The organism is Micromonospora sp. BL4 (genome assembly GCF_003667505.1).
In the GTDB taxonomy this organism is placed as follows: domain Bacteria; phylum Actinomycetota; class Actinomycetes; order Mycobacteriales; family Micromonosporaceae; genus Micromonospora.
The window spans coordinates 34,588-61,320 of sequence record NZ_RCVJ01000043.1; the positions used below are offsets into that span (position 1 = coordinate 34,588).

A 26,733-nucleotide genomic window follows, 5' to 3' on the forward strand; every position below is an offset into this window, starting at 1 on the left:
CAGCCGGGAAGCGACGGCACGGGGCGAGCGTGGCAGGTCGGCGGGTCGGGGTGGCAAACCGTAACGCCGCACACATGCGGGCCGCTCTATGACCGGTGGTGGGGGTGGCCCGGTAGTAGCCTGACCGCGGACCCCACCCGGGGAGGAACGGTGAGGTGATCATGACGGTACGTCGGCGCGTGGCGCGTCTCGCGACGGTCTGTGGTCTGGTGGGCGGCCTGGTGATGCTCGGTGCGTCGCCCGCGCTGGCCGACGACGACTCCGTCCGGGTGGGTGCGGCCAGCAGCTTCGCCGCCGGCGGCTCCCCGCAGGGGGTGAACGTCGCGGTGCGCAAGCGCTCCGACGGGTGCGTCCTGCTGCGTACCGCCCTGGGCCTGCGCCTTGAGGGTCTCCGGCCGGACCAGGTGGCGGTGCACGTCAACGCGGGTGGGCGCTGGTTCCCGGTGCCTGTCGCCGGCGGTGGCGGCAGCGTGGCGACCGGGCAGACCTCGCCGGCGAAGCCGACCCTGTGCAAGGGCAAGGGCATCACCGTGCGGTACCGGGTGGCGTTCGCCGCCGGTGCGCCGGCTGGGCGGCTCGCGGTGACCGGCGTGGCGCTCAGCGCGGCCGGGCAGGAGTTGGGTCGGGGTTCCGACTCGTCGAAGCTGAACAGCCGGGCCTCCGCCTCGCCCACGCCGACCCCGTCGAAGAAGCCGTCGCCCACCCCGAGGGTGACCACCGAGGCCGCTCCGGCCGGCGACGCGGTGAACGAGGCCGCGCTGGGTGGCGTGTCCCGCGGGCCCGACACCACGGCGACCGCGGCCGAATCGTCCGGCGGCTCGCCGGTGATGTTCTTCGGCATCGCGATGGTGGCGGTCGGACTGCTGCTCATCGTGCTGCTGTTCCGTCGCTCGCGTCAGGACCGGAAGCCGACCGACGACCTGACCGCGCCGCTGCCGGGCAACCCCGGCGGCACCACCTACCGCTCCGGTGGTGGGTCGCCGGCCGTGCCCGGCCAGCCCGGCCCGGTGTACGGGCAGCAGCCGCCGCCCGGCGGTTACGGCGCGGTGCCGGCTCCCCGGCCCGCGACCGGCGGGGTCTACGGCGCCCGCCCGGCCGGGCCCGCGTCGCCGCCCGAGGCGACGCAGGCCATGCCGGGTACTCCGGGTGGCCAGTCGGGGCCCGACGACCCGCCCGCCGAGGGCGGGGGCGACCACACCGTGTTCATGCCTCGGCTCCCCGGCTGAGCGGGGTCCGACCCTGACCCTCCGATACGCTCAGGTCCGGTGGAACCTGCGGCCAAGGAGCGGAACCTGTGTCTGGTCTGTCCCAGATCGTGAAGGCGTACGACGTCCGAGGGACGGTGCCGGACCAGTGGGACGAACGGGTCGCCGAAGCCCTCGGTGCGGCCTTCACCCAGCTGCTCAACAGCACCGACGAGCCGGGCGACGCGGTCGTCATCGGGTACGACATGCGGGCCACCTCGCCCGGGCTGGCCGCGGCCTTCGCCGCCGGCGTACGCGCCGAGGGGCGTTCGGTGATCGAGATCGGGCTGGCCTCCACCGACCTGCTCTACTTCGCGTCCGGCTCCCTCGATCTGCCCGGCGCGATGTTCACCGCCAGTCACAATCCCGCGCAGTACAACGGCATCAAGATGTGTCGCTCCGGTGCTCGGCCGATCGGCCAGGCCAGCGGTCTGGCGGAGATCCGTGAGCGGGCCCAGGCCCTGCTGGACTCGGGCGCGGCCCGCCCGGCCGGCGAGCCGGTCCGGCCGGCCGAGCGGCGGGACCTGCTGCCCGACTACGCCGCCTACCTGCGCAAGCTGGTCGACCTCTCCGGCATCCGGCCACTGAAGGTGGTGGTCGACGCCGGCAACGGGATGGGCGGCTTCACCGTCCCCACGGTCCTCGGCGACGCCGCCCTGTCGGCCCTGCCGTTGGACATCGTGCCGCTCTACTTCGAGCTGGACGGCACCTTCCCCAACCACGAGGCCAACCCACTGGACCCGGCGAACCTGGTCGACCTCCAGCGCGCCGTGGTCGAGCACGGCGCCGAGATCGGGCTGGCCTTCGACGGCGACGCCGACCGTTGCTTCGTGGTGGACGAGCGCGGTGAGCCCGTCTCGCCGTCGGCGATCACCGCCCTGGTCGCCGCACGTGAGCTGGCCAAGCACCCGGGCTCCACGGTGATCCACGGTCTGATCACGTCCAGCGCGGTGCCGGAGATCATCCGGGAGCACGGTGGGGAACCGGTGGTCGCCCGGGTCGGGCACTCCTTCATCAAGGCGGAGATGGCCCGCACCAACGCCGTCTTCGGCGGGGAGCACTCCGCGCACTACTACTTCCGGGACTTCTGGTTCGCCGACACCGGGATGCTCGCCGCGATGCACACGTTGGCCGCGCTCGGCGAGCAGTCGCTGCCCCTGTCCGTGCTGGCCGGCGAGTACGAGCGCTACGTCGCCTCCGGTGAAATCAACTCGACGGTCGTCGACCAGGCGGCGGCGGTGGCCGAGGTGCGGGCCGCGTACCCCGAGGGGGTGGCCGACGAGATGGACGGGCTCACCCTGCGTTTCCCCGACGGGGCCTGGTTCAACCTGCGAGCCTCCAACACGGAGCCGTTGCTGCGGCTCAACGTGGAGGCGCCCACCCGCGAGCGGATGGTCTCGCTCCGCGACGAGGTGCTGGGCCGGGTTCGCCGATAAGATCGCCTGCGCCGGTCGGCACCGCCGCCGGTGAAGCCGCACACGTGGAAGGAGCCGCGCCATGGCCCTGGATCCGCAGTTGCTCGAGATCCTCGCCTGTCCGGACACGCACCACGCCCCGCTCACCTACGACGCCGAGGCGCAGACGCTGACCTGCACGGAGTGCGGCCGGATCTTCGAGGTCCGTGACGACGTGCCGGTGCTGCTGCTCGACGAGGCGCGCGGCGGCCCCGGGCAGTCGTCATGATCGACGGTACGGCCGGGGTCAGCGGACGTCGCGACGCCGACGAGGCCCTGCTCGACAGCCCGGAGGCACTGGCCGAGCACGACCCGGGTGGCATGCTCCGGCACACCGCCTCGGCCGGCGCGCAGGTCCGCGAGTCGGCCGCACTGGCCGCCGAGGCGAACCTTGCGGTGCTCGCCGACGACGGGCGGCCCCGGGCCGTGGTGATCGCCGGCATCGGCACCGCCGGGCGTACCGGGGACGTGCTGGCCACGGTCGCCGGGCCGCGCTGCCCGGTGCCGGTCATCGCGCACCGCAGCGCCGGCGTACCCGGTTGGGTCGGCGCGGCCGACGTGGTCATCGCGGTGAGCGCGTCCGGCCGCAGCCCGGAGGCGCTCGGCGCCGCCGAGGCGGCGCACCGGCGTGGCGCCCGGCTGGTCGCGGTGGGCGCACCCGACTCGCAGTTGCAGTCGGTCGCCGAGCGGGCCCGGGCGCCGTTCATCCCGGTGCCCCGGCGCGCTCCGGCCCGGGCCAGCCTGTGGGCGCTCACCGTGCCGGTCCTGCTCGCCGCCCGTACCCTCGGGCTGGTGAAGGTCAACGAGGCGGACCTGGCGGAGACCGCGGCCCGGCTGGACGCGGACGCGGACCGCTGCCGGTCCACCGCGGAGTCCTTCGTCAACCCGGCGAAGTCGCTGGCCCTGGGCCTGGCCGGCTCGGTCCCGATCGTCTGGGGCTCATCCCCGCTGGCCACCGTGGCGGCCCGCCGGTTCGGCGACACCCTGTCGGCGAACGCCCGCTACCCGGTGGTCACCGGGGCGCTCGGCGAAGCCGGCCGGGGCCGGGTCGGGCTGCTGGACGGTGTCTTCGGTGGCCTGGCCGAGGGGGAGCGGGACATCTTCGCCGATCGTGCGGAGGACGACGGCGAGGGGACCCGGCTGCGGCTGGTGCTGCTGCGTGACGGCGGGCTCAACGCCGAGGACGACACGGACGAGCCGCTGGCCGTCGAGGAGCGCCGGGCCGACGCGGTGCAGACCCTCGCCGAACGCCGCGGTGTGCGCTGCGACGTGGTGACCGCCGAGGGTGGGTCCGCGCTGGAGCGGCTGGCCTCGCTCATCGCCGTACCGGACTTCGCCTCGATCTACCTCGCCCTGGCCCACGGACTGGACCCGATGGCGGTCCCCGCCATCACCGAGATGAAGGAGCTGTCGAACCAGTGAACGGACCTAGGCGGCGACGCGGCACGCGCGCACCGGGCAACGCGGCGCGGCGAAGCGGAGCGGTGGCGTGAGCGCGAACGGCGGGACGAAGGCGATTGTCGCCGCCCTGCTGGCCAACATCGGCATCGCCGTCACCAAGTTCATCGCGTTCCTGCTCTCCGGTTCGTCGTCGATGCTGGCCGAGTCGATCCACTCGGTCGCCGACTCCGGCAATCAGGGCCTGCTCCTGCTCGGTGGTAAGCGCGCCAGGCGGGAGGCGACCCCGCAGCACCCGTTCGGGTACGGCCGGGAGCGCTACATCTACGCGTTCATCGTGTCGATCGTGCTGTTCAGCGTCGGTGGCCTGTTCGCCCTGTACGAGGCGTACCACAAGTGGGATCACGAGGAGGGCATCAAGTCCTGGCACTGGCTGCCGGTGGTCGTGCTGGTGGCGGCGATCATCATGGAGTCGTTCTCCTTCCGGACGGCCATCAAGGAGTCCAACCACATCCGGGGCAACCAGTCCTGGGTGCGCTTCATCCGCCGGGCCAAGGCGCCGGAGCTGCCGGTGGTGCTGCTGGAGGACTTCGGCGCGCTGGTCGGTCTGGTCTTCGCGCTGTTCGGCGTCGGGATGACTCTGATCACCGGCAACGGCCGCTGGGATGCGGCCGGCACCGCCATGATCGGCATTCTGCTGGTGACCATCGCCGTCGTGCTGGCCATCGAGACCAAGAGTCTGCTGCTCGGTGAGGGCGCCGAAGCCACCGAGGTGGCGGCCATCGAGCGTGCGATCACCGATGGCCCCGAGGTGGAGCGGATCATCCATATGAAGACGCTCTACCTGGGGCCGGAGGAGCTGATGGTGGCCGCGAAGATCGGGGTGCCGGCCTGCGAGAGCGCCCAGGATCTGGCCCGGGGCATCAACGCCGTGGAAGCGCGGATCCGCGTCGCGGTGCCGATCGCCCGGGTGATCTACCTGGAGCCGGACATCTTCAGCGCCGCCGCGGCCGAGGCCGGCACCGGCGCCGCCGCCGACACCGCCGTACCGCAACCCCAGAACGCGTCGGGCGAGGCGGCCGGGCGGCCCGGGGGCTGACGGGTGGAACTGCTCTACGGGCCGATCCGGGACTACGCCTGGGGGTCCCGCTCCGCGATCGCCCTGTTGCAGGGGCGGCCGGTGCCCAGTGCCGGCCCGGAGGCGGAGCTGTGGCTGGGCGCCCACCCGGGCGCACCGGCCAGCGTGGATCGGGCCGGTCTCCGGGTCAGCCTCTGCGACCTGGTGCGTGACGAGCCGGGGCAGTGGCTCGGCCAGCGGGTGTCGGAGCGCTTCGGCACCCGGCTGCCGTTCCTGCTCAAGGTGCTCGCCGCCGACGCTCCGCTGAGCCTGCAGGCCCACCCGGACGCCGAACAGGCCCGGGTGGGCTACGCGGCGGACGCGGGCCGCCCTCCGGCGGAGCGCAACTACTCCGATCCGCACCACAAGCCGGAGCTGCTGGTGGCGCTCACCCCGTTCGAGGCGCTGTGCGGGTTCCGGGACCCGACGGTGTCGGCCGAGGCGCTCGCCGCGTTCGACGTACCGGCGTTGGCGCCGGTCGTCGCCGCGTTGCGGACGGGGCCGGCGGGGCTGCGCACGGCGGTGCAGACGCTGCTCGCCTGGCCGGTCGCGGAGCGCGACGAGTTGCTGGGCTCCGTGCTGGCGGCGTCGGTCGACGGTCCGGACGCGGAGCTGGCCGCCCGGCTGGCCGTGGCCTACCCGGGGGACCCGGGCGTGCTGGTCGCGCTGCTGCTGCACCACGTGCGGCTGACGCCGGGGGAGGCGATCTGGATGCCCGCCGGCAACCTGCACGCCTACCTGAGCGGCTGTGGAGTGGAGATCATGGCGGCCAGCGACAACGTGCTGCGCGGCGGGCTGACCCCGAAGCGGGTCGACGTCGACGAGCTGCTGCGGGTGCTGCGGTTCGAGGTGCTGGAGGATCCGGTACGGACCGCTCAGCCGGTCGGGCCGGGGTTGGACTGCTGGTCGGTGCCGGTGGACGACTTCGCGCTGCACCGGGTGCGGGTCGGAACGACCGTGCCGTCGGTCACGCTGCCGCTCCCCGGGCCCCGGGTGGTGCTCTGCAGCGCCGGATCGGTCACCGTGGACGACGGCGCCGGCGCGGTGACGCTCGCGTCCGGCCAGGCCGCGATCGGCACCGCGGCCGGCGAGCCGCTGCGGATCAGCGGTGACGGTGAGGCGTACGTGGCCACCGCCGGGCTGCGCTGACGCCCTCGCCGCCACGCCACAAGTCCGACTTTCCCGGAATAGCTTGACGCTGTCGTGCCGGAGTGTGACTCTATGAGTACGCAGCGTTATCGCGACGACGGTCCGACAACGTGCGGGGAACCAAACCGGGGGGATGCACGGGGCGGCGGGAGTGGACAGAATTTCTGTCCATCACCGACCGCCCCGTGCGCTGTTCGCCGACCGTCCCCCGGGCGCCCGTCGCAGGCGCGCGTAAGGTGGAAGGTCGGCGCAGACATCGTTCGACAGGAGCTTTCATGACCAGCACCCTCCCGGCGTCCGCCAGCGGTACGCCGTCCGAGGCCCGGCCGAGCACCCTCGCCGAGGGCGACTTCAAGGTGGCGGATCTGTCGCTCGCCGAGTTCGGGCGCAAGGAGATCCAGCTCGCCGAGCACGAGATGCCCGGCCTGATGTCGATCCGTCGGGAGTTCGCCGAGGCGCAGCCGCTCGCCGGCGCGCGGATCACCGGCTCGCTGCACATGACCATCCAGACCGCCGTCCTCATCGAGACGCTGGTCGCCCTCGGCGCACAGGTCCGCTGGGCGTCCTGCAACATCTTCTCCACCCAGGACCACGCCGCCGCCGCGATCGTCGTCGGCCCGGACGGCACCCCCGAGGCCCCCGCCGGCGTCCCGGTCTACGCCTGGAAGGGCGAGACCCTGCCGGAGTACTGGTGGTGCACCGAGCAGGTGCTCGCCTGGCCGGACGGGCAGGGCCCGAACATGATCCTCGACGACGGCGGCGACGCCACCCTGCTGGTGCACAAGGGCGCCGAGTTCGAGAAGGCCGGGGTCGTTCCGCCGGTCGAGTCCGCGGACTCGGAGGAGTACGCGGTCATCCTCGAGCTGCTGCACCGCTCGATCGCCGAGGACGGCCAGCGCTGGACCCGGATCGCCTCCGGCATCAAGGGCGTCACCGAGGAGACCACCACCGGCGTGCACCGGCTCTACGAGATGCACCGCGCCGGCACGCTGCTCTTCCCGGCCATCAACGTCAACGACTCGGTGACCAAGAGCAAGTTCGACAACAAGTACGGCTGCCGGCACTCGCTGATCGACGGCATCAACCGGGCCACCGACGTGCTGATCGGCGGCAAGATGGCCGTCGTGATGGGCTACGGCGACGTGGGCAAGGGCTGCGCCGAGTCGCTGCGCGGTCAGGGCGCCCGGGTCGTGGTGACCGAGGTCGACCCGATCTGCGCGCTCCAGGCGGCGATGGACGGCTACCAGGTGGCCACCCTGGACGACGTGGTCGAGCAGGCGGACATCTTCATCACCGCCACCGGCTGCTTCAACGTCATCACCAACGAGCACATGGCCCGGATGAAGCACCAGGCCATCGTCGGCAACATCGGCCACTTCGACAACGAGATCGACATGGCCGGTCTGGCCAAGCGTTCCGACGTCGAGCGGGTCAACATCAAGCCGCAGGTCGACCTGTGGCGCTTCGCCGACGGGCACGCCATCATCGTGCTCTCCGAGGGCCGCCTGCTGAACCTGGGCAACGCCACCGGGCACCCGAGCTTCGTGATGTCGAACTCGTTCGCCAACCAGACGATCGCCCAGATCGAGCTGTTCACCAAGACCGAGGAGTACCCGGTCGGCGTCTACGTGCTGCCCAAGCACCTGGACGAGAAGGTGGCCCGACTGCACCTGGGCGCGCTCGGCGCCAAGCTGAGCACGCTGACCAAGGAGCAGGCCGCCTACCTGGGCGTCTCCACCGAGGGTCCGTTCAAGCCGGACCACTACCGCTACTGATCGACGCTCGCGTACCGGGTCGGCTGCTCTCGCGGCCGGCCCGGTTCGTCGTTTCCGCACCCGGTGCGGGCGGGCGGAGTTGCCGCCGGGTCAGCCCGATCGGCGGCGGGTGGGCCGGAACCAGGTCCAGACGCACCAGGCCAGCCAGCCGAGCGAGACGGCGGTGGCCAGCGGCCGCAGGCGCAGGGCGCTGAGCAGCAGCACAACGGCCAGCACCGCCAGCCACGGCAGGAATGCCTTCACGGCGGGCATCTTTTCACAGCGGCGCGGCGCCGGTTGATCCTCGATCCGCCCAGGGCCGGTGACCTCGTCAAGAACGACTTGACGAGGCCTCTGAACAGGAGCAAGGTATGGCTGCCCTAAGTTAGTTGAGGCGTTCCTAATGATCTCGGAGCTCGGATGTTCGCCACGTACCTGATCGGTCTGCGGGAGGGTCTGGAAGCGACCCTGGTGGTCAGCATCCTGGTCGCCTTCCTGGTGAAGTCGCAGCGTCGGGACCGGTTGCCCCAGGTCTGGGCGGGCGTCGCCCTGGCCGTTGCGCTCTCGGTGCTCTTCGGTTGGCTGATCGAGTACACCTCGAGCTCGCTGCTGGCCCGCTCCGAGGACCGCGAGCTGTTCGAGGCGATCACCTCCGTGGCCGCCGTGGTCTTCGTCACCTGGATGATCTTCTGGATGCGCCGGGCCGCCCGCACCATCGCCGGCGAGCTGCGCGGCAAGCTCACCGAGGCGCTGGCCGTCGGGTCCCTCGCGGTCGCCGGGATGGCCTTCCTCGCGGTGATCCGGGAGGGCCTGGAGACCGCGCTGATCTTCTACTCCGCCGCCCAGGGCGCGGCCGGCGACAGCGGACCGCTGCTCGCGCTGATCGGCGGCATCGCCACCGCCGTGGCCCTCGGTGTGCTGCTCTACGCCAGCGCCCTGCGCATCAACCTCAGCAAGTTCTTCACCTGGACCGGGGCGCTGCTGATCCTGGTCGCCGCCGGCATCCTCAAGTACGGCGTGCACGACTTCCAGGAGGCCGGCGTTCTACCCGGACTGAACGACCTGGCCTTCGACATCACCACCACGCTCGACCCCAGCACCTGGTACGCCGCGCTGCTCGCCGGGATGTTCAACGTGACCCCCGCGCCCACCGTGCTGGAGACGATCGCCTGGATCGGGTACGCCGTACCGGTCCTCCTGCTCTTCCTGCGCCCGGCCCGTCGTACGCCGGCGCCCGTCGCGGCGCCGACCGGACCCGCGGCCGAGGCGGTCCCGACGACCGGCGCGAGCGACACCGCGACCACCACCACCGTCACCGAGCGCGGGGCCGACACCGGCACCGGGGCCGAGGCGGCGTCCACGCCGCAGCGTGCCTGACCCCACGAGGAGAGACAGCTCAGATGCGTACCACCCGATTCTTCGCGCTGGCCGCTGCCGGCGTGCTGGCCACGACCGGCGTCGCCGCCTGTTCCGACTCCGACAAGGGTGAGGCGACCGGGGCCGGTGGCCCGATCGTGGTCAAGGCCAGCGACACCGCCTGCGAGGTCGGCACCACCGACCTCGGCGCCGGAACCGCCACCTTCAAGATCACCAACTCGGGTGCGAAGGTGACCGAGTTCTACGTGTACGCCTCCGGCGACCGGGTGATGGGCGAGGTCGAGAACATCGCCCCCGGGCTGAGCCGCGAGCTGCACGTGGAGCTGCCGGCCGGCACGTACGAGACGGCGTGCAAGCCGGGTATGAGCGGCAAGGGCATCCGCGGCGCGCTCAAGGTCAGCGGATCGGCCGAGCCGCTGACCGCCGACGCCGCGCTGGCCGGCGCGACCGACAACTACCAGCGCTACGTCAAGAGCCAGACCGCCGCGCTGCTGGAGAAGACCGAGGAGTTCGTCGCCGCGGTCAAGGCCGGCGACGTGGCGAAGGCCAAGGCCCTCTTCCCGGTCGCCCGCACCTACTGGGAGCGGATCGAGCCGGTGGCCGAGATCTTCGGCGACCTCGACCCCAAGATCGACGGTCGCGAGGAGGTCATCGAGGAGGGGATGGAGTTCACCGGCTTCCACCGCATCGAGAAGGACCTCTGGCAGTCCGGCGACATCAGCAAGGACGGCCCGATCGCCGACCGGCTGCTGGTCGATGTCAAGGAGATCGTCGCCAAGGCCAACGCGGAGAAGCTCTCCCCGCTCCAGCTCGCCAACGGCGCCAAGGAACTGCTCGACGAGGTGGCCAGCGGCAAGATCACCGGCGAGGAGGACCGCTACTCGCACACCGACCTGTGGGACTTCGCCGCCAACCTGGAAGGTTCCAAGGCTGCCGTGTCCGCCCTCCGTCCGGCGCTGGAGCAGCGCTCGCCGGAGCTGGTCAAGCAGCTGGACACCGAGTTCGCCAACGTCGAGGCGTTGCTCGGCAAGCACCGCGACGGCGACGGCTGGAAGCTGCACACCGCGTTGAGCAAGGCCGAGCTCAAGGAGCTCTCCGACGGCATCAACGCGCTCGCCGAGCCGATCAGCAAGGTCGCCGCAGTCGTCGCCAAGTGACCGGACGTCAGGGAGGGTCGAGTCGATGAGCGGGAGCAGGTTGACCCGCCGGCGAGCGATCACGCTCGCCGGCGCCGGGGTGGCCGGAGTCGCCGGGGTGGCGGCCGGCGCGGGCGCGCTGATCAACGGCTCCCGTGACCCGGCCGCGGCCAGCGACCATCCGGCGGGGGCGGTGCCGTTCCACGGCGAGCACCAGGCCGGCATCGTCACGCCGGCCCAGGACCGGCTGCACTTCGTCGCCTTCGACGTGATCACCAAGGATCGCGCCCGGCTGGTCGAGATGCTCCAGGAGTGGACGGCCGCCGCCGCCCGGATGACCGCCGGGCGGGACGCCGGGGTGCTCGGCGCGGTGGGCGGGGTGCCGGAGGCCCCGCCGGACGACACCGGCGAGGCGCTCGGCCTGCCCCCCTCGCAGCTCACCCTCACCATCGGCTTCGGGTCGACCCTGTTCCGCGACGCCGACGGCCGGGACCGGTTCGGTATCGCCGACCGGCGCCCGGCCGCGCTGGCCGAGCTGCCCAAGTTCCCCGGCGACGCGTTGCAGGCGCAGCTCTCCGGCGGCGACCTCTGCGTGCAGGCGTGCGCCAACGATCCGCAGGTGGCGGTGCACGCGATCCGCAACCTGGCCCGGCTCGGCATGGGCGTGGTGAGCGTCCGCTGGTCGCAGCTCGGCTTCGGCCGTACCTCGTCGACCTCGCGCGACCAGGCCACGGCGCGCAACCTGTTCGGGTTCAAGGACGGCACGGCCAACCTCAAGGCCGAGGAGACCGACCTGCTGCGCGACCAGCTGTGGGTGCAGCCGGGCGACGGGCCGGACTGGATGACCGGAGGCTCGTACCTGGTCACCCGCAAGATCCGGATGCTCGTGGAGACGTGGGACCGGACCTCGCTGGCCGAGCAGGAGGAGATCGTCGGTCGGACGAAGGGCAGCGGCGCCCCGCTGGGCCGCACCGACGAGTTCGACGAGCCGGATTTCGTCGCGCGCGGTGACGACGGGCAGCCGTTGATCGCCGAGCACGCCCACGTCACGCTGGCCCACCCCAGCCGGAACAACGGCGCGCACCTGCTGCGCCGCGGCTACAACTTCGTCGACGGCTCGGACGGCCTCGGCCGGCTCGACGCGGGTCTGTTCTTCATCGCCTACCAGCGGGATCCGCGCCGGCAGTTCGTGCCGATCCAGACCCAGTTGGCCCGGCACGACGTGATGAACGAGTACCTCCGGCACGTCTCCAGCGGCCTGTTCGCCTGCCCGCCCGGTGTGCGTGACGGCGGGGACCACTGGGGGCGGACGCTCTTCGGCTGACGGCCGTCCGGATCGCGACAGGCCGACCGGCCGAGGCAGCGGTGGCGCCGGGCGGCACCGAAGGGGGATCATGGGTGGCCCGGCCAGGATTTCTTCCCTGCCGGGCCCGCATCACGTGGCGCCGCCGCCGCGGGTCGCGGTGCGACGCTTGCCGGCGGCGCTATCCGTTACCGGGTGACGCCGGTCCCACCGAACTGAACGGGGATGCAATATTAATCCCATGAGAGCCCGGGTACTGGTGGTCGACGACGACCCCGCACTCGCCGAGATGCTCGGCATCGTGCTGCGCAGCGAGGGTTTCCTGCCCTCGTTCGTGGCCGACGGCGAGCGGGCGTTGGCGGCGTTCCGCGATAGTCGTCCCGATATCGTCCTGCTTGACCTGATGCTGCCCGGGATGAGCGGCATCGATGTCGCTCGGTCGATTCGAGCCGAGTCCGGCGTGCCGATCGTGATGCTGACCGCCAAGAGCGACACCGTCGACGTGGTGCTCGGCCTGGAGTCGGGCGCCGACGACTACGTGGTCAAGCCGTTCAAGCCCAAGGAGCTGGTCGCCCGGATGCGGGCTCGGCTGCGCCGGGGCGAGGACGTGGCACCGGAGATGCTGACCATCGGGCCACCCGGCAACCAGATCACCATCGACGTGCCCGCGCACACGGTCAGCCGCAACGGCGAGGAGGTCAAGCTGACTCCGCTGGAGTTCGATCTGCTGGTCGCGCTCGCCCGCAAGCCGCGTCAGGTCTTCACCCGCGAGGTGCTGCTGGAGCAGGTCTGGGGCTACCGGCACGCAGCCGACACCCGGCTGGTCAACGTGCACGTGCAGCGGCTGCGCGCCAAGATCGAGCCGGATCCGGAGCGGCCGGAAATCATCCTCACCGTGCGGGGCGTGGGCTACAAGGCGGGGACCGGATAGCCTGGTCACACTGTGTCAAGCTCCCCGCCCCCGCACCCTCAGACGACTGCCCGCCGGCCCCGCGCCGGCTGGGAGCTCTGGCGTGCGCTGAGCGGGCGAGCCGCCCGGATGGTGGCGCGGGTGCACCAGACCTGGCGCCGCTCGCTCCAGGTCCGGGTGGTGACCATCACGCTCGTCGCCTCCAGCCTGCTGGTCGGCGGCTTCGCGTACCTGATCGCTGACAAGATCACCACGATCCTGCTCGACAGCGCCCGCACCGACGTCCGGCAGCGCGTGAACAGCGGCGCCGGCTACGCGGCCAAGCAGGTCTCGCTGTACGGCCAGCCGCAGGAGGCGCAGCTCCAGGAGACCATCGAGGACACGGTCAACTATCTGGCCGGCGGCGACCCCGAGCAGATCAGTGGTGTGGTGGTGGCGATCACCGCCGACGGCTATCCGAACGTCATCCAGGCCCGCACCGCGCCCGCGGCGAACGTCCAGCCGCTGATCAGCCAGGAGCTGCGGGCCGCGGTCGCCAGCGGCAAGGTGGCCAGCCAGATCCGCACCGGCCGGCTGACCGGAGAGCCCACCAAATATCTGGTCTACGGCTCGCCGGTGCCCACCCGGTTCGGTCAGATCGAGCTCTACTACCTCGTGCCGTTGACCCAGCAGGACCGCACCGCCGCCGACGCCCGAGCCACCGTGGTGGCCACCGGGGTCGCCCTGGTGATCCTGCTCGGGCTGCTCGCGGCCCTGGTCACCCGGCTGGTGGTCAATCCGGTCCGGGTCGCCGCGCGGACGGCCCAGCGGCTCTCCGCCGGCCTGCTCGACCAGCGGATGGTGGTCAACGGCGAGGACGACCTCGCCCTGCTCGCCGCGTCGTTCAACCAGATGGCGACCAACCTGCAACGGCAGATCCTCCGCCTGGAGGAGATGTCCCGGTTGCAGCGCCGGTTCACGTCCGACGTCTCGCACGAGCTGCGTACCCCGTTGACCACGGTCCGGATGGCCGCCGACCTGATCTTCGCCGAGCGCGACGAGTTCGACCCGGCGGTGGCCCGCAGCGCCGAGCTGCTCCAAGCCGAGCTGGACCGGTTCGAGGAGTTGCTCACCGACCTGTTGGAGATCAGCCGGTTCGACGCCGGCTTCGCCATGCTGGACGCCGAGCCAACCGACCTGGTGCCGGTGGTGCACCGGGTGGTCGACCGGCTCGCCGGCCTGGCCGAGCGCGTGGGCGTCCCGATCGAGTTGGACCTGCCGGGCACGCCGGTGATCGCCGAGGTCGACCCGCGCCGGGTCGAGCGGGTGCTGCGCAACCTGGTCGGCAACGCCGTCGAGCACGGTGAGGCACGTCCCGTGCTGATCACTCTCGGCATCGACGAGACCGCCGTGGCGATCACCGTCCGGGATCGCGGCGTGGGGCTCAAGGTGGGCGAGGAAAAGTTGGTGTTCAACCGGTTCTGGCGGGCGGACCCGTCCCGGGCCCGGCAGACCGGTGGCACCGGTCTGGGCCTGTCCATCAGCCTCGAGGACGCCCGGCTGCACGGCGGCTGGCTGGAGGCGTGGGGTGCGCCCGGGCAGGGCGCGCAGTTCCGGCTCACCCTGCCGGCCCGCGCGGGCGACCGGCTGACCACCTCGCCGCTGCGGCTGGTGCCCGCCGACGCCGCACTGCCGTTCGGTGGCCCCCGGGATGGCGGCCCGTTGGCCATCGGTCCCGGCGCCGACGGCACGCTGGCGATCGCCCCGGCGCCCGCCGAGGACGGCCACCGTGCGGAGGTGCGATCGTGAGGCGCCAGGTCATGGTCGGGGCACTCGGCGCGGCGCTGCTGCTCGGCGGGGCGTGCGGCATCCCGGCGTCGTCCGACGTGCGGGTGGACGGCAAGGGCGGGACCGCGACGGAGGCCGGCTCGAACAACGGCGGTCGAAGTGAGCCGCCGACGCGCACGGCCAGCGGCAGCGACATCGACGCGTTCGTGCGCAACTTCCTGGACGCCGCCGCTGGTGAGCCGGACCGGGCCTACGAGCGGGTCAAGCTGTTCGTCGCGCCGGAGCACCAGTCCAAACTGCAGGAGAAGAAGGGCAGCGAGGTCGCGCTGAACGTGGTCCGGCTGCGGGAGGCGGTCTTCACCGGCAACAGCGACCTGACCACCACCGTGAAGATCAAGGTGCAACAGCTCGGCCTGTTGCGGTCCAACGGCACCCTGGCCCCGCCGGTGGCGACCGAGACGGGGTACGAGTTCCGGGTGCGCAGCGCGGCGTTCGGCGGCGACGACGAGCGCGCCGGCCTGTACGTCCTCGACCCGCCGAACGTGCTGCTGCTCAGCGACAACGCCCTACAGCAGTACTACCAGGACGAGTCGATCTACTTCTGGAGTTCCGACGGCAGCCGTCTGGTGCCCGATCAGCGCTATCTGCCGGCGGCGGTACCGGACGAACGCCGGGTCAACGAGGTGGTGAAGTGGCTGGTCGGTGGCCCGTCCGACTGGCTGCGCCCCGGCGTCGTCGGGCTGCCCGACCGCACCGAGCTGGTCAACAACGCCACCGGCGCGCACAACCGGTGGGAGGTCAACCTGGACATGTCCGGTGACGACCAGACCCAGATCGACCGGTTGATCACCCAGTTGGCCTGGTCGCTGGGCGACCTGCGGGGCGAGCTGGCGCTGAAGATCCGCAACAACGCGCTGCCCGTGCAGGATCTGGAGGCGCGCCGAAACTCCGAGGCGCTCTACCCGATCATCGAGGGCCCGCAGCGGTACGGCGTCTACGAGGGCGCCATCCGCCCGCTCGACTTCCCCGGCGAGCCCAGCGGCGACGTGCCGTTGTCGGCCGAGGTCAACCGCAACATCGTGTCCGCGGGGCTCGCGCGGGCCGAGGGCCGGATCCTCGCCGCGATGGTGGTGAACAGCGGCAAGGGAAGGCACCGACTCGCGGTGGGCACCGGCCCCGCCCTCAACCGGAGCGGGAAAGACTACGCCTCGATCAGCCGTCCGGTCTGGCTGCGCACGGTCGACTCCCGCCCGGGCCGGGGCCTGGTGGTGGCCGACGGCCGTCTCTACCGCTTCGACGAGGCCGCCGGGATGTACCAGGTGCCGCTGAACCTGCCCACCCCGGAGGTCACCGCGGTGGCCGCAGCTCTGGACGGCCAGCGGGTCGCGTTGATCGCCGGCGGCCGGCTGTACGTCGCGGCGGTCAACCTGGACGGCGGCGGGGTCTCCATCGGGCCGCCGCGGGCGCTCGTCACCTCGCTGACCGGCCTCAGCGCCGTGGACTGGAGCGGGGAGGGCCGCCTGGTGGTGGCCGGGTCGGCCGGCCAGCCGGCGATCTACGGGATCAGCGTGGACGGGGCCCTGGAGACGCCGCTGAAGACCGACGTGGGTGCCAAGGTCAACCACCTGACGGCGTACCCGACGAACGACGAGGTGCCGTCACCCAGCGTGGGATACATGTACGAGGCGAACGGGGTGGCCTACCGCAGCAGCCCGTTCGAGCGGATCGAGCCCGGACAGGTACGGGACGTCGCTCCACCGCCGGCCGGGCTCCGCCCGAGCAACCCGTCGGCCCCGTTCTTCCTCTACTGACGTCGTGCGCGGGCTCTGGGCCGATCTCGGCGACCTGGTCCTGCCCACCGACTGCGCGGGCTGTCGAGAGCGTCGACCCGGTCTGCGGCACGGGATCTGCCCGACCTGCGTGACGGCGCTGAGCGCGTTGCGTCCGCGCCCGGTCCGTCCGACTCCCGCCCCGCCGGGCCTGCCGCCCTGCGTCGCCCTCGGTCCGTACGCCGGCCCGTTGCGCGAGGCCCTGCTGGCGTACAAGGAGCACGGCCGGCACGGGCTGGCCCGCCCGCTCGGCGCGCTGCTCGCCGAGGTCGTCGCGGCGGCGGTCGGCGGTGCCCGTCCGCTGGCGTTGGTGGCGGTGCCGGACACCGCGGCGGCGGCCCGGGCCCGCTACGGGGACCACCTGGACCGGCTGGCCCGGCACTGCGCGGCGCGGCTGAGCCGGGCCGGTTGGCCGGTTCGGGTGCACCGGCCGCTGCGGGCGCTGCCCCGGCCCGACTCGGTGACGCTGGACAGCGCCGGCCGGGCGGCGGCGGCCGAGGCGGCCTTCCGGCCGCGTCCGGGTGCCCGGCGTGGGGGCGGCGCGTCGGGCGTGGCGCCCGTCGTGGTGTTGCTGGACGACATCGTCACCACCGGGGTCACCCTGGCCGCGTCGGCCCGGGTGCTGGCCGCCACCGGGCAGGCGCCGGGTGTCGCCGCGGTGCTCGCGGCGACCGAGAAAAGACGCCGTTCGTAACCGTTCGTGTTTCCGTTTCACCCGTTGGTGTATGAGCTGCGAAAAATCCCGGGCGGTCTCGGCAACATGGGGTGACTGCCGGGCGAACAGGAGTTAGCGTTTCGCTGTCGGGGGTAGGAGGTCATTCCACCCGCCTCCGGCGGTGAGAGGAGGCGTAGCCGCACTGACCGGTCGACGCCAGCGGGGCTCCCCAGGGCGCGCGGCCGGGTAACCGGATCGAAGACCGTCCGAACAAGGGAGGTCACGTGGACATCGTGGTCAAGGGCCGTAACGTCGAAGTGCCGGACCATTACCGGGTGCACGTAGCCGAGAAACTCGCAAAGATCGAACGCTACGACCACAAACTCATTCGTGTCGATGTCGAGCTGTTTCACGAGCGCAATCCGCGCCAAGCCGACCACTGCCAGCGGGTGGAGATCACCTGCGTTTCCCGAGGCCCGGTGATCCGGGCCGAGGCGTGCACGAATGACTTCTACAGCGCGCTCGACGCGGCCATCGCCAAGCTCGACACCCGGCTGCGCCGTGCGGCCGACCGTCGCCGCGTACACCGGGGCCGGCACGCGCCGATCTCCGTCTCCGCCGCCACCGCCGGCCTACCGGTCGCGGATCTGGTGGCCGCCCCGCTGAGCGCGCCGGGTGACGGCGCCCGCGCCGGCACGGCCGTCGCCGAGCGGGCCGAGGACGAGTACGACGAGCAGCCGTGGCACATCGCCCGGGAAAAGGTGCACCCGGCGGAACCGATGACGATCGACGACGCGCTCTTCGAGATGGAACTGGTCGGCCACGACTTCTACCTGTTCCAGGACAAGGAGTCCGGCCGCCCCAGCGTCGTCTATCGCCGGCACGCCTACGACTACGGCATCATCTCCCTCGCCACCTGACCGGTTCCGACCCGCGTTGACCACGGAGTCGTGGTGGTACGGGAGCCGCGAACCGGTGCGGACCGTCCACCACGACTCCGTGATCTGCTCAGCGGAGGTCGGCGGGTAGCAGGGCGAAGGTCAGGTCGTCCAGGCGGGTGCCGGCCAGACCCGGCAGCCGGCCACGTTGCAGGCCCTCCCGCTCGAAGCCGACCCGCTCCAGCACCCGGTGGGAGGCCGTGTTCTCCGGGACGGTGCCGGCGGTCAGCCGGGCGATACCCGCCGGCCCGAACGCCCAACCGGCGAGCAGCCGGACGGCCCGGGTGGCGTACCCCCGGCCCCGCCAGTCGGGCAGCAGCGCGTAGCCGAGCGACGCCTCCCCGCTGGCCACATCCGTGTACGACAACCCGCAACTGCCCGCCGGCTCGCCGGTGGCCACGTCGGTGATCAGCAGTCGGGCGATGTCCCCGGTCAGCCACGCGCTCTCCGCGAGCCGGCAGCGCCGCTCGATCGCGGCCCGCTCCGGCGGCACCGGCGGCGCCTGGTTCGCCACCACCTCCGGCCGGCTGTGCAACCGGTACATCAGCTCGGCGTCGTCCGGAGCGAGCCGGCGTAGCGCCACCACCTGATCGGTGAGCGCCCCGCCGGGCAGGTCCGGCAGCAGCCGGGCGGTCGGGCCGGTCGGGTCGTCGGCGAGGCGTACCCAAGCCAGCAGGTCGTGCCGGCCACCGCCCCGACCTGAGCCGGCCGACCGGCGTACGCCCTCGTACCCGAAGCCGGCGGCCAGCGCGACCCGTTGACTGGGCGCGTTCTCCGCCTCGGTGAGCAGCTCCAGCCGGACGGTTCCGGTGGCGAACGCGTGCTCGCTCAGCGCGCGGGTGGCCGCGGCGGCGATCCCGCGTCCGCGCGCTGCCGGCCGCACCCAGTAGCCGATCTCGGCCTGACCCCGTTCGGGCAGCGGGTTGTTGAGACCCACCGCGCCGAGCAGCCGGTCCGTGGCCGAGTCGGCGATGGCATACGCAGCACCGCCGCCGGTCCAGGCCGCCGGTGCGCCGGCGTCGATCCACCAGCGGGCGTCGGCCTCGGTGTACGGGGAGGGCAGGCTCGACACGAACCGCTGGCTCGCCGGATCGGCGCAGCCGTCGACCACGTCGGCGGTGTCCTCGGCGCGGAACGGCCGCAGCCGCACCCCGTGCGCCTCGATCACCTGCGGCGGAGTCACGTCAGGTCCTGGGCGAGCATCGCGGCCGTCCAGACGTCGACCCGCTCACCTCGGTGTTGCAGGCCACCCCGGGCCGTCCCCTCGAATGCGAAGCCCGCCTTCTCGGCGACCCGGCGGGAGGCGGTGTTGCCCACGTGCGCCTTCCACTCGATCCGGGCCAGGCCCAGCGTGGTGAAGCCCCATGCGCTCAGTGCGGCCAGCGCGGCCGGCATGTAGCTGCGGCCACGGGCCGCCGGGGCGGCCATGAAGCCGACGTCGGCGAGCAGCGGATCAGCGGGGGAGAGCCGCAGGTCGATCGAGCCGGCGTACCGGTCATCGGGGTCGGCGATCACGAAGCAGGCGGCGTCCCCCCGTGCCCAGGCGTCCCGGATGAAGCCGAGGTACCACTGCGCGTCGGCGCGCTCGTACGGGTCCGGCACCGTCGTCCAGCGGATGGTCTCCGGATCGCGGCAGGTCTCCACCACGGCGTCCAGGTCCTGCTCCTCCATCGGCCGTAGCAGCAGCTCACCGGCCCCGGCGGTGGCGAACAGGGTGGGCTGCGGGCGGCCGAAGGCGGCGGCCCGCCGAGCGGCCAGGGTGCCCGGGCCGGCCGGCCCGGTGGCCCCGGGGGCGGGCACCTCGCCGGGCAGCAGCGACCCGACCCAGCCGTCCGCGCTGCCGCCGGACGCCGGGTCCGCCAGCCGCAGCCGGCCGTCGATCCGGAACCCGGCGCGGAGCGCGACCAGCCGGGAGGCGTGGTTGCCCACCTCGGCCTGCCAGATGAGCCGGCGCAGCCCGAGCGTGTCGAAGGACCAGCGGGCCACCGCGCGGGCGGCCCGGACGGTCACCGCCCGCCCGCGCGCCCACGGGGCCGTCCAGTAGCCGATCTCGCCGGTGCCGGCGCTGGTGATCGAGACGAGCCCGCACGAGCCGAGGAGTTCGCCGGTGACCGGGTCGCAGACCGCGAATGGCGCGCCGGTGCCCTCCGCCCACGCCCGCCCGCTCAACTCGGTCACGAATCCGTAGGCGTGTTCCGGCAGATACGGGCGCGGTACGGTGGTCCAGCGCTGAATGTCCGGGTCCTGGCACGCGCGGTGCACGGCGTCGGCGTCGGTGTCCCGCCAGGGCCGCAGCAGCAGGCCGTCCTCGATGATCTCCACAGGCTCCACCCGTGCATCGTGCCGGAACGTTCGCCCACGGCGTAACCGGATAACCTGCGCGACGCACCCGCTGCGCGAGTTATGTCGGGTTCGGCGGGGTGGACCGCCGCCACCAGTGACCATCGCGCCGGTGGAGCGCCTACGATGGTTCGAGACTGTCTAGGGGAGCGTTGATCCGTGTCGATTCTGGAAAAGGTCCTTAACGCGGGCGAGGGCCGCATGGTGCGCCGGCTCAAGGCCATCGCCGCCGCCGTCAGCTCGATCGAGGACGACTACGTCAACCTCACCGACGAGGAACTGGGCGGCATGACCGAACAGTTCCGGGAGCGGCTCGACGAGGGTGAGACCCTCGACGACCTGCTGCCGGAGGCGTTCGCGGTGGCCCGCGAAGCGGCCGCCCGGGTGCTGGGCCAGCGCCCGTACGACGTCCAGGTGATGGGCGGCGCGGCGCTGCACTTCGGCAACATCGCCGAGATGAAGACCGGTGAGGGCAAGACACTGACCTCGGTCATGGCCGTCTACCTCAACGCGCTCTCCGGCAAGGGCGTCCACGTGATCACGGTCAACGACTACCTCGCCCAGCGCGACGCGGCCTGGATGGGCCGGGTGCACGAGTTCCTCGGGCTGACCGTCGGCGTGGTGCTGCCCAACCGGCCGGCCAGCGAGCACAAGGCCGCCTACGAGTGCGACATCACCTACGGCACCAACAACGAGTTCGGCTTCGACTACCTGCGCGACAACATGGCCTGGTCGAAGGACGAACTGGTCCAGCGGGGTCACAACTTCGCGGTGGTCGACGAGGTCGACTCGATCCTGATCGACGAGGCGCGTACCCCGCTGATCATCTCCGGCCCGGCCGAGCACTCGGCCCGCTGGTACGGCGAGTTCGCCGGCGTGGTGGCCCGCCTCCAGGCCGGCACCGACGGCGAGGGCGACTACGAGGTCGACCACTCCAAGCGCACCATCGCGGTCACCGAGCGCGGCGTCGCCAAGGTCGAGGACCGGCTCGGCATCGACAACCTGTACGAGTCGGTGAACACTCCGCTGGTCGGCTACCTGAACAACGCCATCAAGGCCAAGGAGCTCTACAAGCGCGACAAGGACTACATCGTCAGCGACGGTGAGGTCCTGATCGTCGACGAGTTCACCGGTCGCATCCTGCACGGCCGTCGCTACAACGAGGGCATGCACCAGGCGATCGAGGCCAAGGAGGGGGTGGAGATCAAGCAGGAGAACCAGACCCTGGCCACCATCACCCTCCAGAACTACTTCCGCCTCTACGAGAAGCTGTCCGGGATGACCGGTACGGCGCAGACCGAGGCGAGCGAGTTCAACAAGGTCTACAAGGTCGGCGTCGTGACCATCCCGACCCACCGCCCGATGGTTCGCGAGGACCGGCCGGACGTCATCTACAAGACGGAAAAGGCCAAGTTCAACGCCGTCATCGAGGACATCGCCGAGCGGCACCAGATGGGCCAGCCGGTGCTCGTCGGCACCGTCTCGGTGGAAAACTCCGAGATCCTCTCCCAGCTGCTGCGCCGCCGTGGCATCCCGCACAACGTGCTGAACGCCAAGTTCCACGCTCGGGAGGCCGAGATCGTCGCCCAGGCGGGGCGCAAGGGCGCGGTCACCGTGGCGACCAACATGGCCGGCCGCGGCACCGACATCCTGCTCGGCGGCAACGCCGAGTTCCTCGCCGCGAACGAGCTGCGCCAGCGTGGCCTCGACCCGCTGGAGAACGAGGAAGAGTACGCCAAGGCGATGGAGGAGGTCCTGCCCAACTGGAAGCAGGCCTGCGACGCCGAGGCGGACGAGGTCGCGGCCGCCGGGGGCCTGTACGTGCTGGGCACCGAGCGGCACGAGTCCCGGCGGATCGACAACCAGCTGCGCGGTCGCGCCGGCCGGCAGGGTGACCCGGGCGAGTCCCGCTTCTACCTGTCGCTCCAGGACGAGCTGATGCGGCGCTTCCGGGCCGGCGCGGTCGAGGCGGTGATGGAGCGCTTCAACATCCCGGAGGACGTGCCCATCGAGTCGAAGATGGTCACCCGGCAGATCAAGAGCGCCCAGGCCCAGATCGAGGGCCAGAACGCCGAGATCCGCAAGAACGTGCTCAAGTACGACGAAGTGCTCAACAAGCAGCGCCAGGTCGTCTACGCCGAGCGGCTCCGGGTGCTCAACGGGGAAGACCTCTCCGAGCAGGTCCGCAACATGATCGACGAAACCGTCGAGGCGTACGTGCGCGGCGCCACCTCCGAGGGCTACGGCGAGGACTGGGACCTGGAGCAGCTCTGGTCCAGCCTCAAGCAGCTCTACCCGGTCGGTGTGACGATCGACGAGCTGGAGGAGGAGGCCGGCGGTTCCCGTGCCGGCATGGACGCCGACTTCCTGGTGGCCCGGCTCAAGGAGGACGCGCACGCCGCGTACGACCGGCGCGAGGAGCAGCTCGGCGCCGAGGGGGTGCGCCAGCTGGAGCGGATGGTGCTGCTCCAGGTGATCGACCGCAAGTGGCGCGAGCACCTCTACGAGATGGACTACCTCCAGGAGGGCATCAACCTCCGGGCGTACGCCCAGCGCGACCCGGTGGTGGAATACCAGCGCGAGGGCTTCGACATGTTCGCCACCATGATGGACGGCATCAAGGAGGAGACGGTCGGCTTCCTCTACAACGTGGACGTCCAGGTGACCGAGCCGGAGCCGACTGCGGAGTCGGACGAGGTCACCCTGCTCGACAAGCCGGTGGAGATCCGGGCGAAGGGTCTCAACCGCGCGCCGCAGCGACAGGGCCTGCAATACTCCGCCCCCACCATCGACGGCGAGGCCAGCCCCGGTGCGGTGGCCGTCGAGCAGGCCGAGCAGCAGGCTCCGGCGCTCGGTGTGGGCCGACCGGCCCCGGGTGCCCCGGCGGCGCCGGGGCGGACGGCTCCGTCGGCTCCGCAGCGGCCGGCCTCCGGGCTGCGTGGCCCGGCGGTCCCGTCGGCCGCCGCGCGACGGCCCGCGCCGAACCAGGCGGAGGCCAGCAACGGCCCGTCCCGCAATGCGCCCTGCCCGTGTGGCTCGGGTCGCAAGTACAAGCGCTGCCACGGCGCCCCCAACGGCGGCTGACCGACAGCACCGAAACGGGCCCCGGCCAATCGGCCGGGGCCCGTTCGTGTGCCCGGACCCGCGTGCGGGCTCGTTGACCCGTCCGGCGCGCCGCCGGCTCGGCTCCCGGGCTACCTGTTCCTGGTGAGGGCCCTACCTGAGAGTCATAAATATGACCCACAGGTATAGCTCTCCTTCGGCACTTGCCCGCCGGGCGGCGGCCACGGAAGAAGTCGGGACATGCCCGCCGGGCGGCGACCACGAAGAAGCCGGGACGTGCCCGCCGGGCGGCGGCCACGAAGAAGCCGGGACATGCCCGTCCGGCGGCGGCCACGAAAGGGTCGGGTGTCAGCAGTCCTCCGACGGCCCGATTTCCGGTGAGCCGGGGCGATCGTCTGGCCGTGAGCCGGGTCAGAGGACCTGGAGGGCGGTGCAGAGCCAGCGGCCCCGGCGATGTTCCAGGCGCAGCGCCATCGCCCAACTGCGGCCGCCCGCGCCGGTGAGCACCGCGGCGGCCTCCACTGCCGCCTCCCGGGGCTCACAGGCTCGCAGCCGGCGCAGCCGGACCACCGGCCGCTCGGCACGGCGGCGGGACATCCCGGCTCGCCCCGGCTGCCCGGTCCGCGCGGAGGCAGCGCTCGGGCCGGAGGCAGCGCTCGGGCCGGACGCAGCGCCCGGGCGGGACGCGGTGGCCTGGCGGGACGCGGTGGCCGGGCCGGACGCCCGGGTTCGCCTCGCCGCGCGGGCCAGTTCGGCGAGCAGGTCGCCGGCCCGGGCCGGGTCGAGCAGGGGCCGCAACTGCGCTGGTGAGCGGTAGCCGTTGACCACCTCGAGGCAGGTGTCGACGAAGCGGTGCGCGACCCGGATCGACTCGGGGGTGGTGGCCGGCGGCGAGGGCGGACCCGGGTGGATGCCGGGCCGCGCCGGCACCCGGCGGAGGGTGGCGCGGCGGTCCGGCGGGCGGATCGGGTCCGGCCTCGTCGAGGCGAACAGGTCGAGGGCGAGCTGGCCGTGGGTCGGCGCCGGCCAGTACGCCCCGTCGGCCTCGTCGGCGTACGGCGGGTCGATGGGCGGGACCGGGCGCAACCGCACGGGTGGCCGGGACGGACCGGGTCGCCGCTCGCTCATCGCTGCCCCTTGATCTTGCGTTTGCCTTCGTTTGCCTCCGACAGACTCGATTCTGAGCGATGGAGCGGCCCCGGTCAATGGCTCAACGGATGCTCGCGACTACTCGGGGTCGCGGTCGATGAGCGGGTTGCCCCGAACCCAGTCGGCGGTCTCCGCGTACTTGTGCTGGATGTACTCCTCCAGCCGGGCGCGCTCGACTCGCCACTGGCCGCGGCCACCGATCTTGATCGCCGGCAGTTCCCCGCTGCGCACCATGTGGTAGACCTGCGAGTCCGACACGTTCAGCTCGGCGGCGACGTCGGAGAGCAGCAGGAACCTCGGCTCCACAGAAACTCCCGGGGTTGATGGCGTTTGCCTCAGTTTGCCATCGACAGCTCGGATGGCCCAGCACCTCCACTGCCCGGCCGCGAACCAGCCGCGGCGGGACACACCGGCGGGGAACTTCCACGGGCCGGAGGTGAGGTGTATGACGGTCACGGCGTGCGGCATGATCTGCGCCCGTGCCGGCGGCCGCCGGTGGTGGACTGAGCGGGGAGACGACCGGTGACCGACGAGCTTGTCCGGGTGTACGTGCCGGCGACCGTACCCATGCTGGCCCGCCTGCGTGAGCAGGGGCTGGCCGCCGAGCAGGCGCACGCGGTGACCCCGGCGCTGCGCGAGTGGTACGCCGAGGGCGACGAGGAGGAGTTGGAGTACGTCGCGTTCATCCGGGCCGCCCAGGACGCGCTGCACCTGCTCCGGGCCGACCCGGCCGCGCCCCGCCGCCGGGTCGTCGTCTCGGCCGACCTGCCGCGTGCCGCGCTCGGACGGGGCGATGGTGAGCTGGGCTCCAGCACGGTGACGTTGGCCGAAGCGGTGCCGGTGGGTGCCGTCGCGGCCATCCACGTGGACGGCGCTGACGCGGTCGAGCAGGTCGCCGCGGCGGCCGACGTGGTGGCCGAGGCCGCCGCCGGTGACCCGGATGCCCAGTTCACCGTCGACGGCGCCGAGGACCACGAGTTGGAGTGGTACGACGTGAGCGAGCTGGACCTGCTGCTGCGCGCCGCCGGCTGAACGGGACGCCGGGCGGGTCAGCGGGCCCGGTCCGCCTTGGCCCGGTCCGCGTCGGCGGCGTCCGCGTCGGTCGAGTCCGCGTCGGCCGGGTCCGGCTGGTCCGCGTTCAGGGCGGGGGAGTCGTCGGCCGGGACGGGTTCGTCGTCGTCGGAATGGGCTGGTCCGAGCGTGCGGCCGAACGCGATGAGGGCGGTCAGCGCCCCCACGAAGAGCACCCAGATGCCGTTGTCCACCCGCGAGGTGCCCAGCGAGGTCTGCGCCACCGCGTCCGCCTCGCTCAGCGCGCCGGCCAGGTCGAGCAGCGAGCGGCCACCGATCCGGATGATCACCTCGGCGAGCAGCAGGAGCAGCCCCGGCCCGGCCCCCGCGAGCAGGTAGGCCGGCCAGCGCAGCGCCGGCGTGTGGGGATCGCGCCGGACGGCCCGCCGCCGTGCCCAGCTCAGGTAGCCGAAGGCGAGCAGCCCGGCCAGCAGGCCGGCGACGAGCGACTCGGTACGCGACACCCACTTCGCTGCGTTGACCAGCGACTCCTGGCTGTCGCCCGCGCCGAAGAGATCGAAGAGCGGGTCCCGGGCGCGGCTGAACGCGACCACGAAGACCAGCGTGCCCAGCGCGGCGGCCGTCACCGCGCCGACCGCCGGCGCCGTCCGCGCGCCGGCGACCGCGCCACCGATGATCGCCGCGGCGGCGGTGGTGCCGGCGATCACGTTGGTGGTCGAGGTGTCGAAGTAGGTGAGGTTGATCGCGAGCGCGGCCGCCAAGCCGACCAGCATCCCCGCCCCGATCGCCCCGACGAAGCGCAGGGTGGCCCAGTCGCCGTACCGGCGGGACAGCAGATTGCCGCAGGCCAGGGCCACGGCGGCCCCGGCCACCAGCGCGGCTGAGATCACGCCGGGCAGGGCGAACGCGGAGAGGCTGATCGCGGTGACCCCGGCCGCCGACGAGGCGATCGCCTCCCGGGTCGACCAGAGCATGGCGGCCAGCCAACCGAGCGCCAGCAGCGCGAGCACGCCCGCGCCGGGTGCGGGCGCCGGCACGGGCCGGCCGCTGGGGGTGGCCGGGTCGACCGCCGGCTCGTCCGACTCCGCGGCTGGGACGCGGCCGGGCTGCTTGGTCAT

23 protein-coding genes are annotated in these 26,733 nt (G+C 72.4%); 17 read left to right on the forward strand and 6 right to left on the reverse strand.

The features are described 5' to 3' along the window. The first annotated feature begins 161 nt into the window (after positions 1–161). The 7 genes from EAD89_RS01525 to ahcY all read left to right on the forward strand — a co-directional run bounded on the left by EAD89_RS01525 (position 162) and on the right by ahcY (position 8,137). Positions 162–1,226, forward strand: coding sequence for a hypothetical protein (locus tag EAD89_RS01525; protein ID WP_121674450.1), 1,065 nt, complete (start codon positions 162–164; stop codon positions 1,224–1,226). Positions 1,227–1,294: 68 nt separating this feature from the next. Further along, on the forward strand, positions 1,295–2,680 hold the full coding sequence (locus tag EAD89_RS01530) for a phosphomannomutase/phosphoglucomutase (RefSeq protein WP_121674415.1): 1,386 nt from the start codon (positions 1,295–1,297) through the stop codon (positions 2,678–2,680). Between the two features lie 61 nt (positions 2,681–2,741). After that, positions 2,742–2,927, forward strand: a complete 186-nt coding sequence (locus EAD89_RS01535; RefSeq protein WP_091394023.1) for a Trm112 family protein — start codon at positions 2,742–2,744, stop codon at positions 2,925–2,927. Further along, entirely contained in the window at positions 2,924–4,120 is a 1,197-nt protein-coding gene (locus EAD89_RS01540; RefSeq protein WP_121653938.1) for an SIS domain-containing protein, read from the forward strand. The genes EAD89_RS01535 and EAD89_RS01540 overlap by 4 nt, the downstream gene beginning before the upstream one ends. 67 nt (positions 4,121–4,187) lie before the next feature. Then, entirely contained in the window at positions 4,188–5,195 is a 1,008-nt protein-coding gene (locus EAD89_RS01545; protein ID WP_121674416.1) for a cation diffusion facilitator family transporter, read from the forward strand. A gap of 3 nt (positions 5,196–5,198) precedes the next feature. Beyond that, positions 5,199–6,362, forward strand: coding sequence for a mannose-6-phosphate isomerase, class I (gene manA / locus EAD89_RS01550; protein WP_121674417.1), 1,164 nt, complete (start codon positions 5,199–5,201; stop codon positions 6,360–6,362). Between the two features lie 275 nt (positions 6,363–6,637). After that, positions 6,638–8,137 carry an adenosylhomocysteinase gene (gene ahcY, locus EAD89_RS01555; RefSeq protein ID WP_121653941.1) on the forward strand — a complete coding sequence of 500 codons (1,500 nt, stop codon included), beginning with the start codon at positions 6,638–6,640 and terminating at the stop codon, positions 8,135–8,137. A gap of 90 nt (positions 8,138–8,227) precedes the next feature. Here the strand turns inward: ahcY and EAD89_RS30650 are convergent, their stop codons facing one another. Further along, the gene (locus EAD89_RS30650) at positions 8,228–8,380 is read right to left on the reverse strand and encodes a hypothetical protein (protein WP_172899004.1); all 153 of its coding nucleotides are present in this window, start codon (positions 8,378–8,380) and stop codon (positions 8,228–8,230) included. A gap of 156 nt (positions 8,381–8,536) precedes the next feature. Here EAD89_RS30650 and efeU point away from each other — a divergent pair, with 156 nt between their 5' ends. The 8 genes from efeU (at position 8,537) to raiA (ending at position 18,013) form a co-directional block, all read left to right on the forward strand. Continuing rightward, complete coding sequence (efeU, locus tag EAD89_RS01560; RefSeq protein ID WP_121674418.1) at positions 8,537–9,493, forward strand: iron uptake transporter permease EfeU; 957 nt, start codon at positions 8,537–8,539, stop codon at positions 9,491–9,493. Between the two features lie 23 nt (positions 9,494–9,516). Beyond that, entirely contained in the window at positions 9,517–10,650 is a 1,134-nt protein-coding gene (gene efeO, locus EAD89_RS01565) for an iron uptake system protein EfeO (protein ID WP_121674419.1), read from the forward strand. Between the two features lie 25 nt (positions 10,651–10,675). Continuing rightward, entirely contained in the window at positions 10,676–11,953 is a 1,278-nt protein-coding gene (efeB, locus tag EAD89_RS01570) for an iron uptake transporter deferrochelatase/peroxidase subunit (RefSeq protein WP_121674420.1), read from the forward strand. A gap of 220 nt (positions 11,954–12,173) precedes the next feature. Beyond that, the gene (mtrA, locus tag EAD89_RS01575) at positions 12,174–12,863 is read left to right on the forward strand and encodes an MtrAB system response regulator MtrA (RefSeq protein WP_109818783.1); all 690 of its coding nucleotides are present in this window, start codon (positions 12,174–12,176) and stop codon (positions 12,861–12,863) included. Positions 12,864–12,971: 108 nt separating this feature from the next. After that, positions 12,972–14,630, forward strand: a complete 1,659-nt coding sequence (gene mtrB / locus EAD89_RS01580; RefSeq protein ID WP_233578098.1) for an MtrAB system histidine kinase MtrB — start codon at positions 12,972–12,974, stop codon at positions 14,628–14,630. Then, positions 14,627–16,420 carry an LpqB family beta-propeller domain-containing protein gene (locus EAD89_RS01585; RefSeq protein WP_121674422.1) on the forward strand — a complete coding sequence of 598 codons (1,794 nt, stop codon included), beginning with the start codon at positions 14,627–14,629 and terminating at the stop codon, positions 16,418–16,420. Before mtrB ends, EAD89_RS01585 begins: the two co-directional genes overlap by 4 nt. 4 nt (positions 16,421–16,424) lie before the next feature. Further along, a complete protein-coding gene (locus tag EAD89_RS01590) occupies positions 16,425–17,132 on the forward strand; it encodes a ComF family protein (protein WP_121653946.1) in 708 nt (235 codons plus the stop codon). A gap of 245 nt (positions 17,133–17,377) precedes the next feature. Next, entirely contained in the window at positions 17,378–18,013 is a 636-nt protein-coding gene (gene raiA, locus EAD89_RS01595; protein ID WP_121653947.1) for a ribosome-associated translation inhibitor RaiA, read from the forward strand. An 88-nt stretch (positions 18,014–18,101) separates the two neighbouring features. Here raiA and EAD89_RS01600 read toward each other — a convergent pair whose 3' ends face one another. Both EAD89_RS01600 and EAD89_RS01605 read right to left on the reverse strand, forming a co-directional pair. After that, a complete protein-coding gene (locus EAD89_RS01600) occupies positions 18,102–19,214 on the reverse strand; it encodes a GNAT family N-acetyltransferase (RefSeq protein ID WP_121674423.1) in 1,113 nt (370 codons plus the stop codon). After that, complete coding sequence (locus tag EAD89_RS01605) at positions 19,211–20,362, reverse strand: GNAT family N-acetyltransferase (protein ID WP_121674424.1); 1,152 nt, start codon at positions 20,360–20,362, stop codon at positions 19,211–19,213. The genes EAD89_RS01600 and EAD89_RS01605 overlap by 4 nt, the downstream gene beginning before the upstream one ends. 168 nt (positions 20,363–20,530) lie before the next feature. Between EAD89_RS01605 and secA the strand changes: the two genes are divergently transcribed. Continuing rightward, positions 20,531–23,455: a preprotein translocase subunit SecA gene (gene secA, locus EAD89_RS01610; RefSeq protein ID WP_121674425.1), complete on the forward strand. Its 2,925-nt coding sequence runs from the start codon at positions 20,531–20,533 to the stop codon at positions 23,453–23,455. Between the two features lie 390 nt (positions 23,456–23,845). Here the strand turns inward: secA and EAD89_RS01615 are convergent, their stop codons facing one another. Together EAD89_RS01615 and EAD89_RS01620 are read right to left on the reverse strand one after the other, a co-directional pair. Next, positions 23,846–24,562: an Rv3235 family protein gene (locus tag EAD89_RS01615; protein WP_121674426.1), complete on the reverse strand. Its 717-nt coding sequence runs from the start codon at positions 24,560–24,562 to the stop codon at positions 23,846–23,848. A gap of 99 nt (positions 24,563–24,661) precedes the next feature. Further along, a complete protein-coding gene (locus EAD89_RS01620) occupies positions 24,662–24,889 on the reverse strand; it encodes an AlpA family transcriptional regulator (RefSeq protein WP_121674427.1) in 228 nt (75 codons plus the stop codon). A 216-nt stretch (positions 24,890–25,105) separates the two neighbouring features. Between EAD89_RS01620 and EAD89_RS01625 the strand changes: the two genes are divergently transcribed. Continuing rightward, the gene (locus EAD89_RS01625; RefSeq protein WP_121674428.1) at positions 25,106–25,615 is read left to right on the forward strand and encodes a hypothetical protein; all 510 of its coding nucleotides are present in this window, start codon (positions 25,106–25,108) and stop codon (positions 25,613–25,615) included. A gap of 17 nt (positions 25,616–25,632) precedes the next feature. On the opposite strand, the gene EAD89_RS01630 is transcribed toward EAD89_RS01625, so the two are convergent. Beyond that, positions 25,633–26,733 (reverse strand): hypothetical protein, encoded by a 1,101-nt coding sequence (locus EAD89_RS01630; RefSeq protein WP_121674429.1) that lies wholly within the window; start codon positions 26,731–26,733, stop codon positions 25,633–25,635.

Coding starts and splice junctions, on each gene's coding strand:
- EAD89_RS01525 (WP_121674450.1), top strand. CDS start 162: ATGACGGTACGTCGGCGCGTGGCGCGTCTCGCGACGGTCTGTGGTCTG.
- EAD89_RS01535 (WP_091394023.1), top strand. CDS start 2,742: ATGGCCCTGGATCCGCAGTTGCTCGAGATCCTCGCCTGTCCGGACACG.
- EAD89_RS01540 (WP_121653938.1), top strand. CDS start 2,924: ATGATCGACGGTACGGCCGGGGTCAGCGGACGTCGCGACGCCGACGAG.
- ahcY (WP_121653941.1), top strand. CDS start 6,638: ATGACCAGCACCCTCCCGGCGTCCGCCAGCGGTACGCCGTCCGAGGCC.
- efeU (WP_121674418.1), top strand. CDS start 8,537: ATGTTCGCCACGTACCTGATCGGTCTGCGGGAGGGTCTGGAAGCGACC.
- efeO (WP_121674419.1), top strand. CDS start 9,517: ATGCGTACCACCCGATTCTTCGCGCTGGCCGCTGCCGGCGTGCTGGCC.
- efeB (WP_121674420.1), top strand. CDS start 10,676: ATGAGCGGGAGCAGGTTGACCCGCCGGCGAGCGATCACGCTCGCCGGC.
- mtrA (WP_109818783.1), top strand. CDS start 12,174: ATGAGAGCCCGGGTACTGGTGGTCGACGACGACCCCGCACTCGCCGAG.
- mtrB (WP_233578098.1), top strand. CDS start 12,972: ATGGTGGCGCGGGTGCACCAGACCTGGCGCCGCTCGCTCCAGGTCCGG.
- EAD89_RS01615 (WP_121674426.1), bottom strand. CDS start 24,562: ATGAGCGAGCGGCGACCCGGTCCGTCCCGGCCACCCGTGCGGTTGCGC.
- EAD89_RS01630 (WP_121674429.1), bottom strand. CDS start 26,733: ATGACCAAGCAGCCCGGCCGCGTCCCAGCCGCGGAGTCGGACGAGCCG.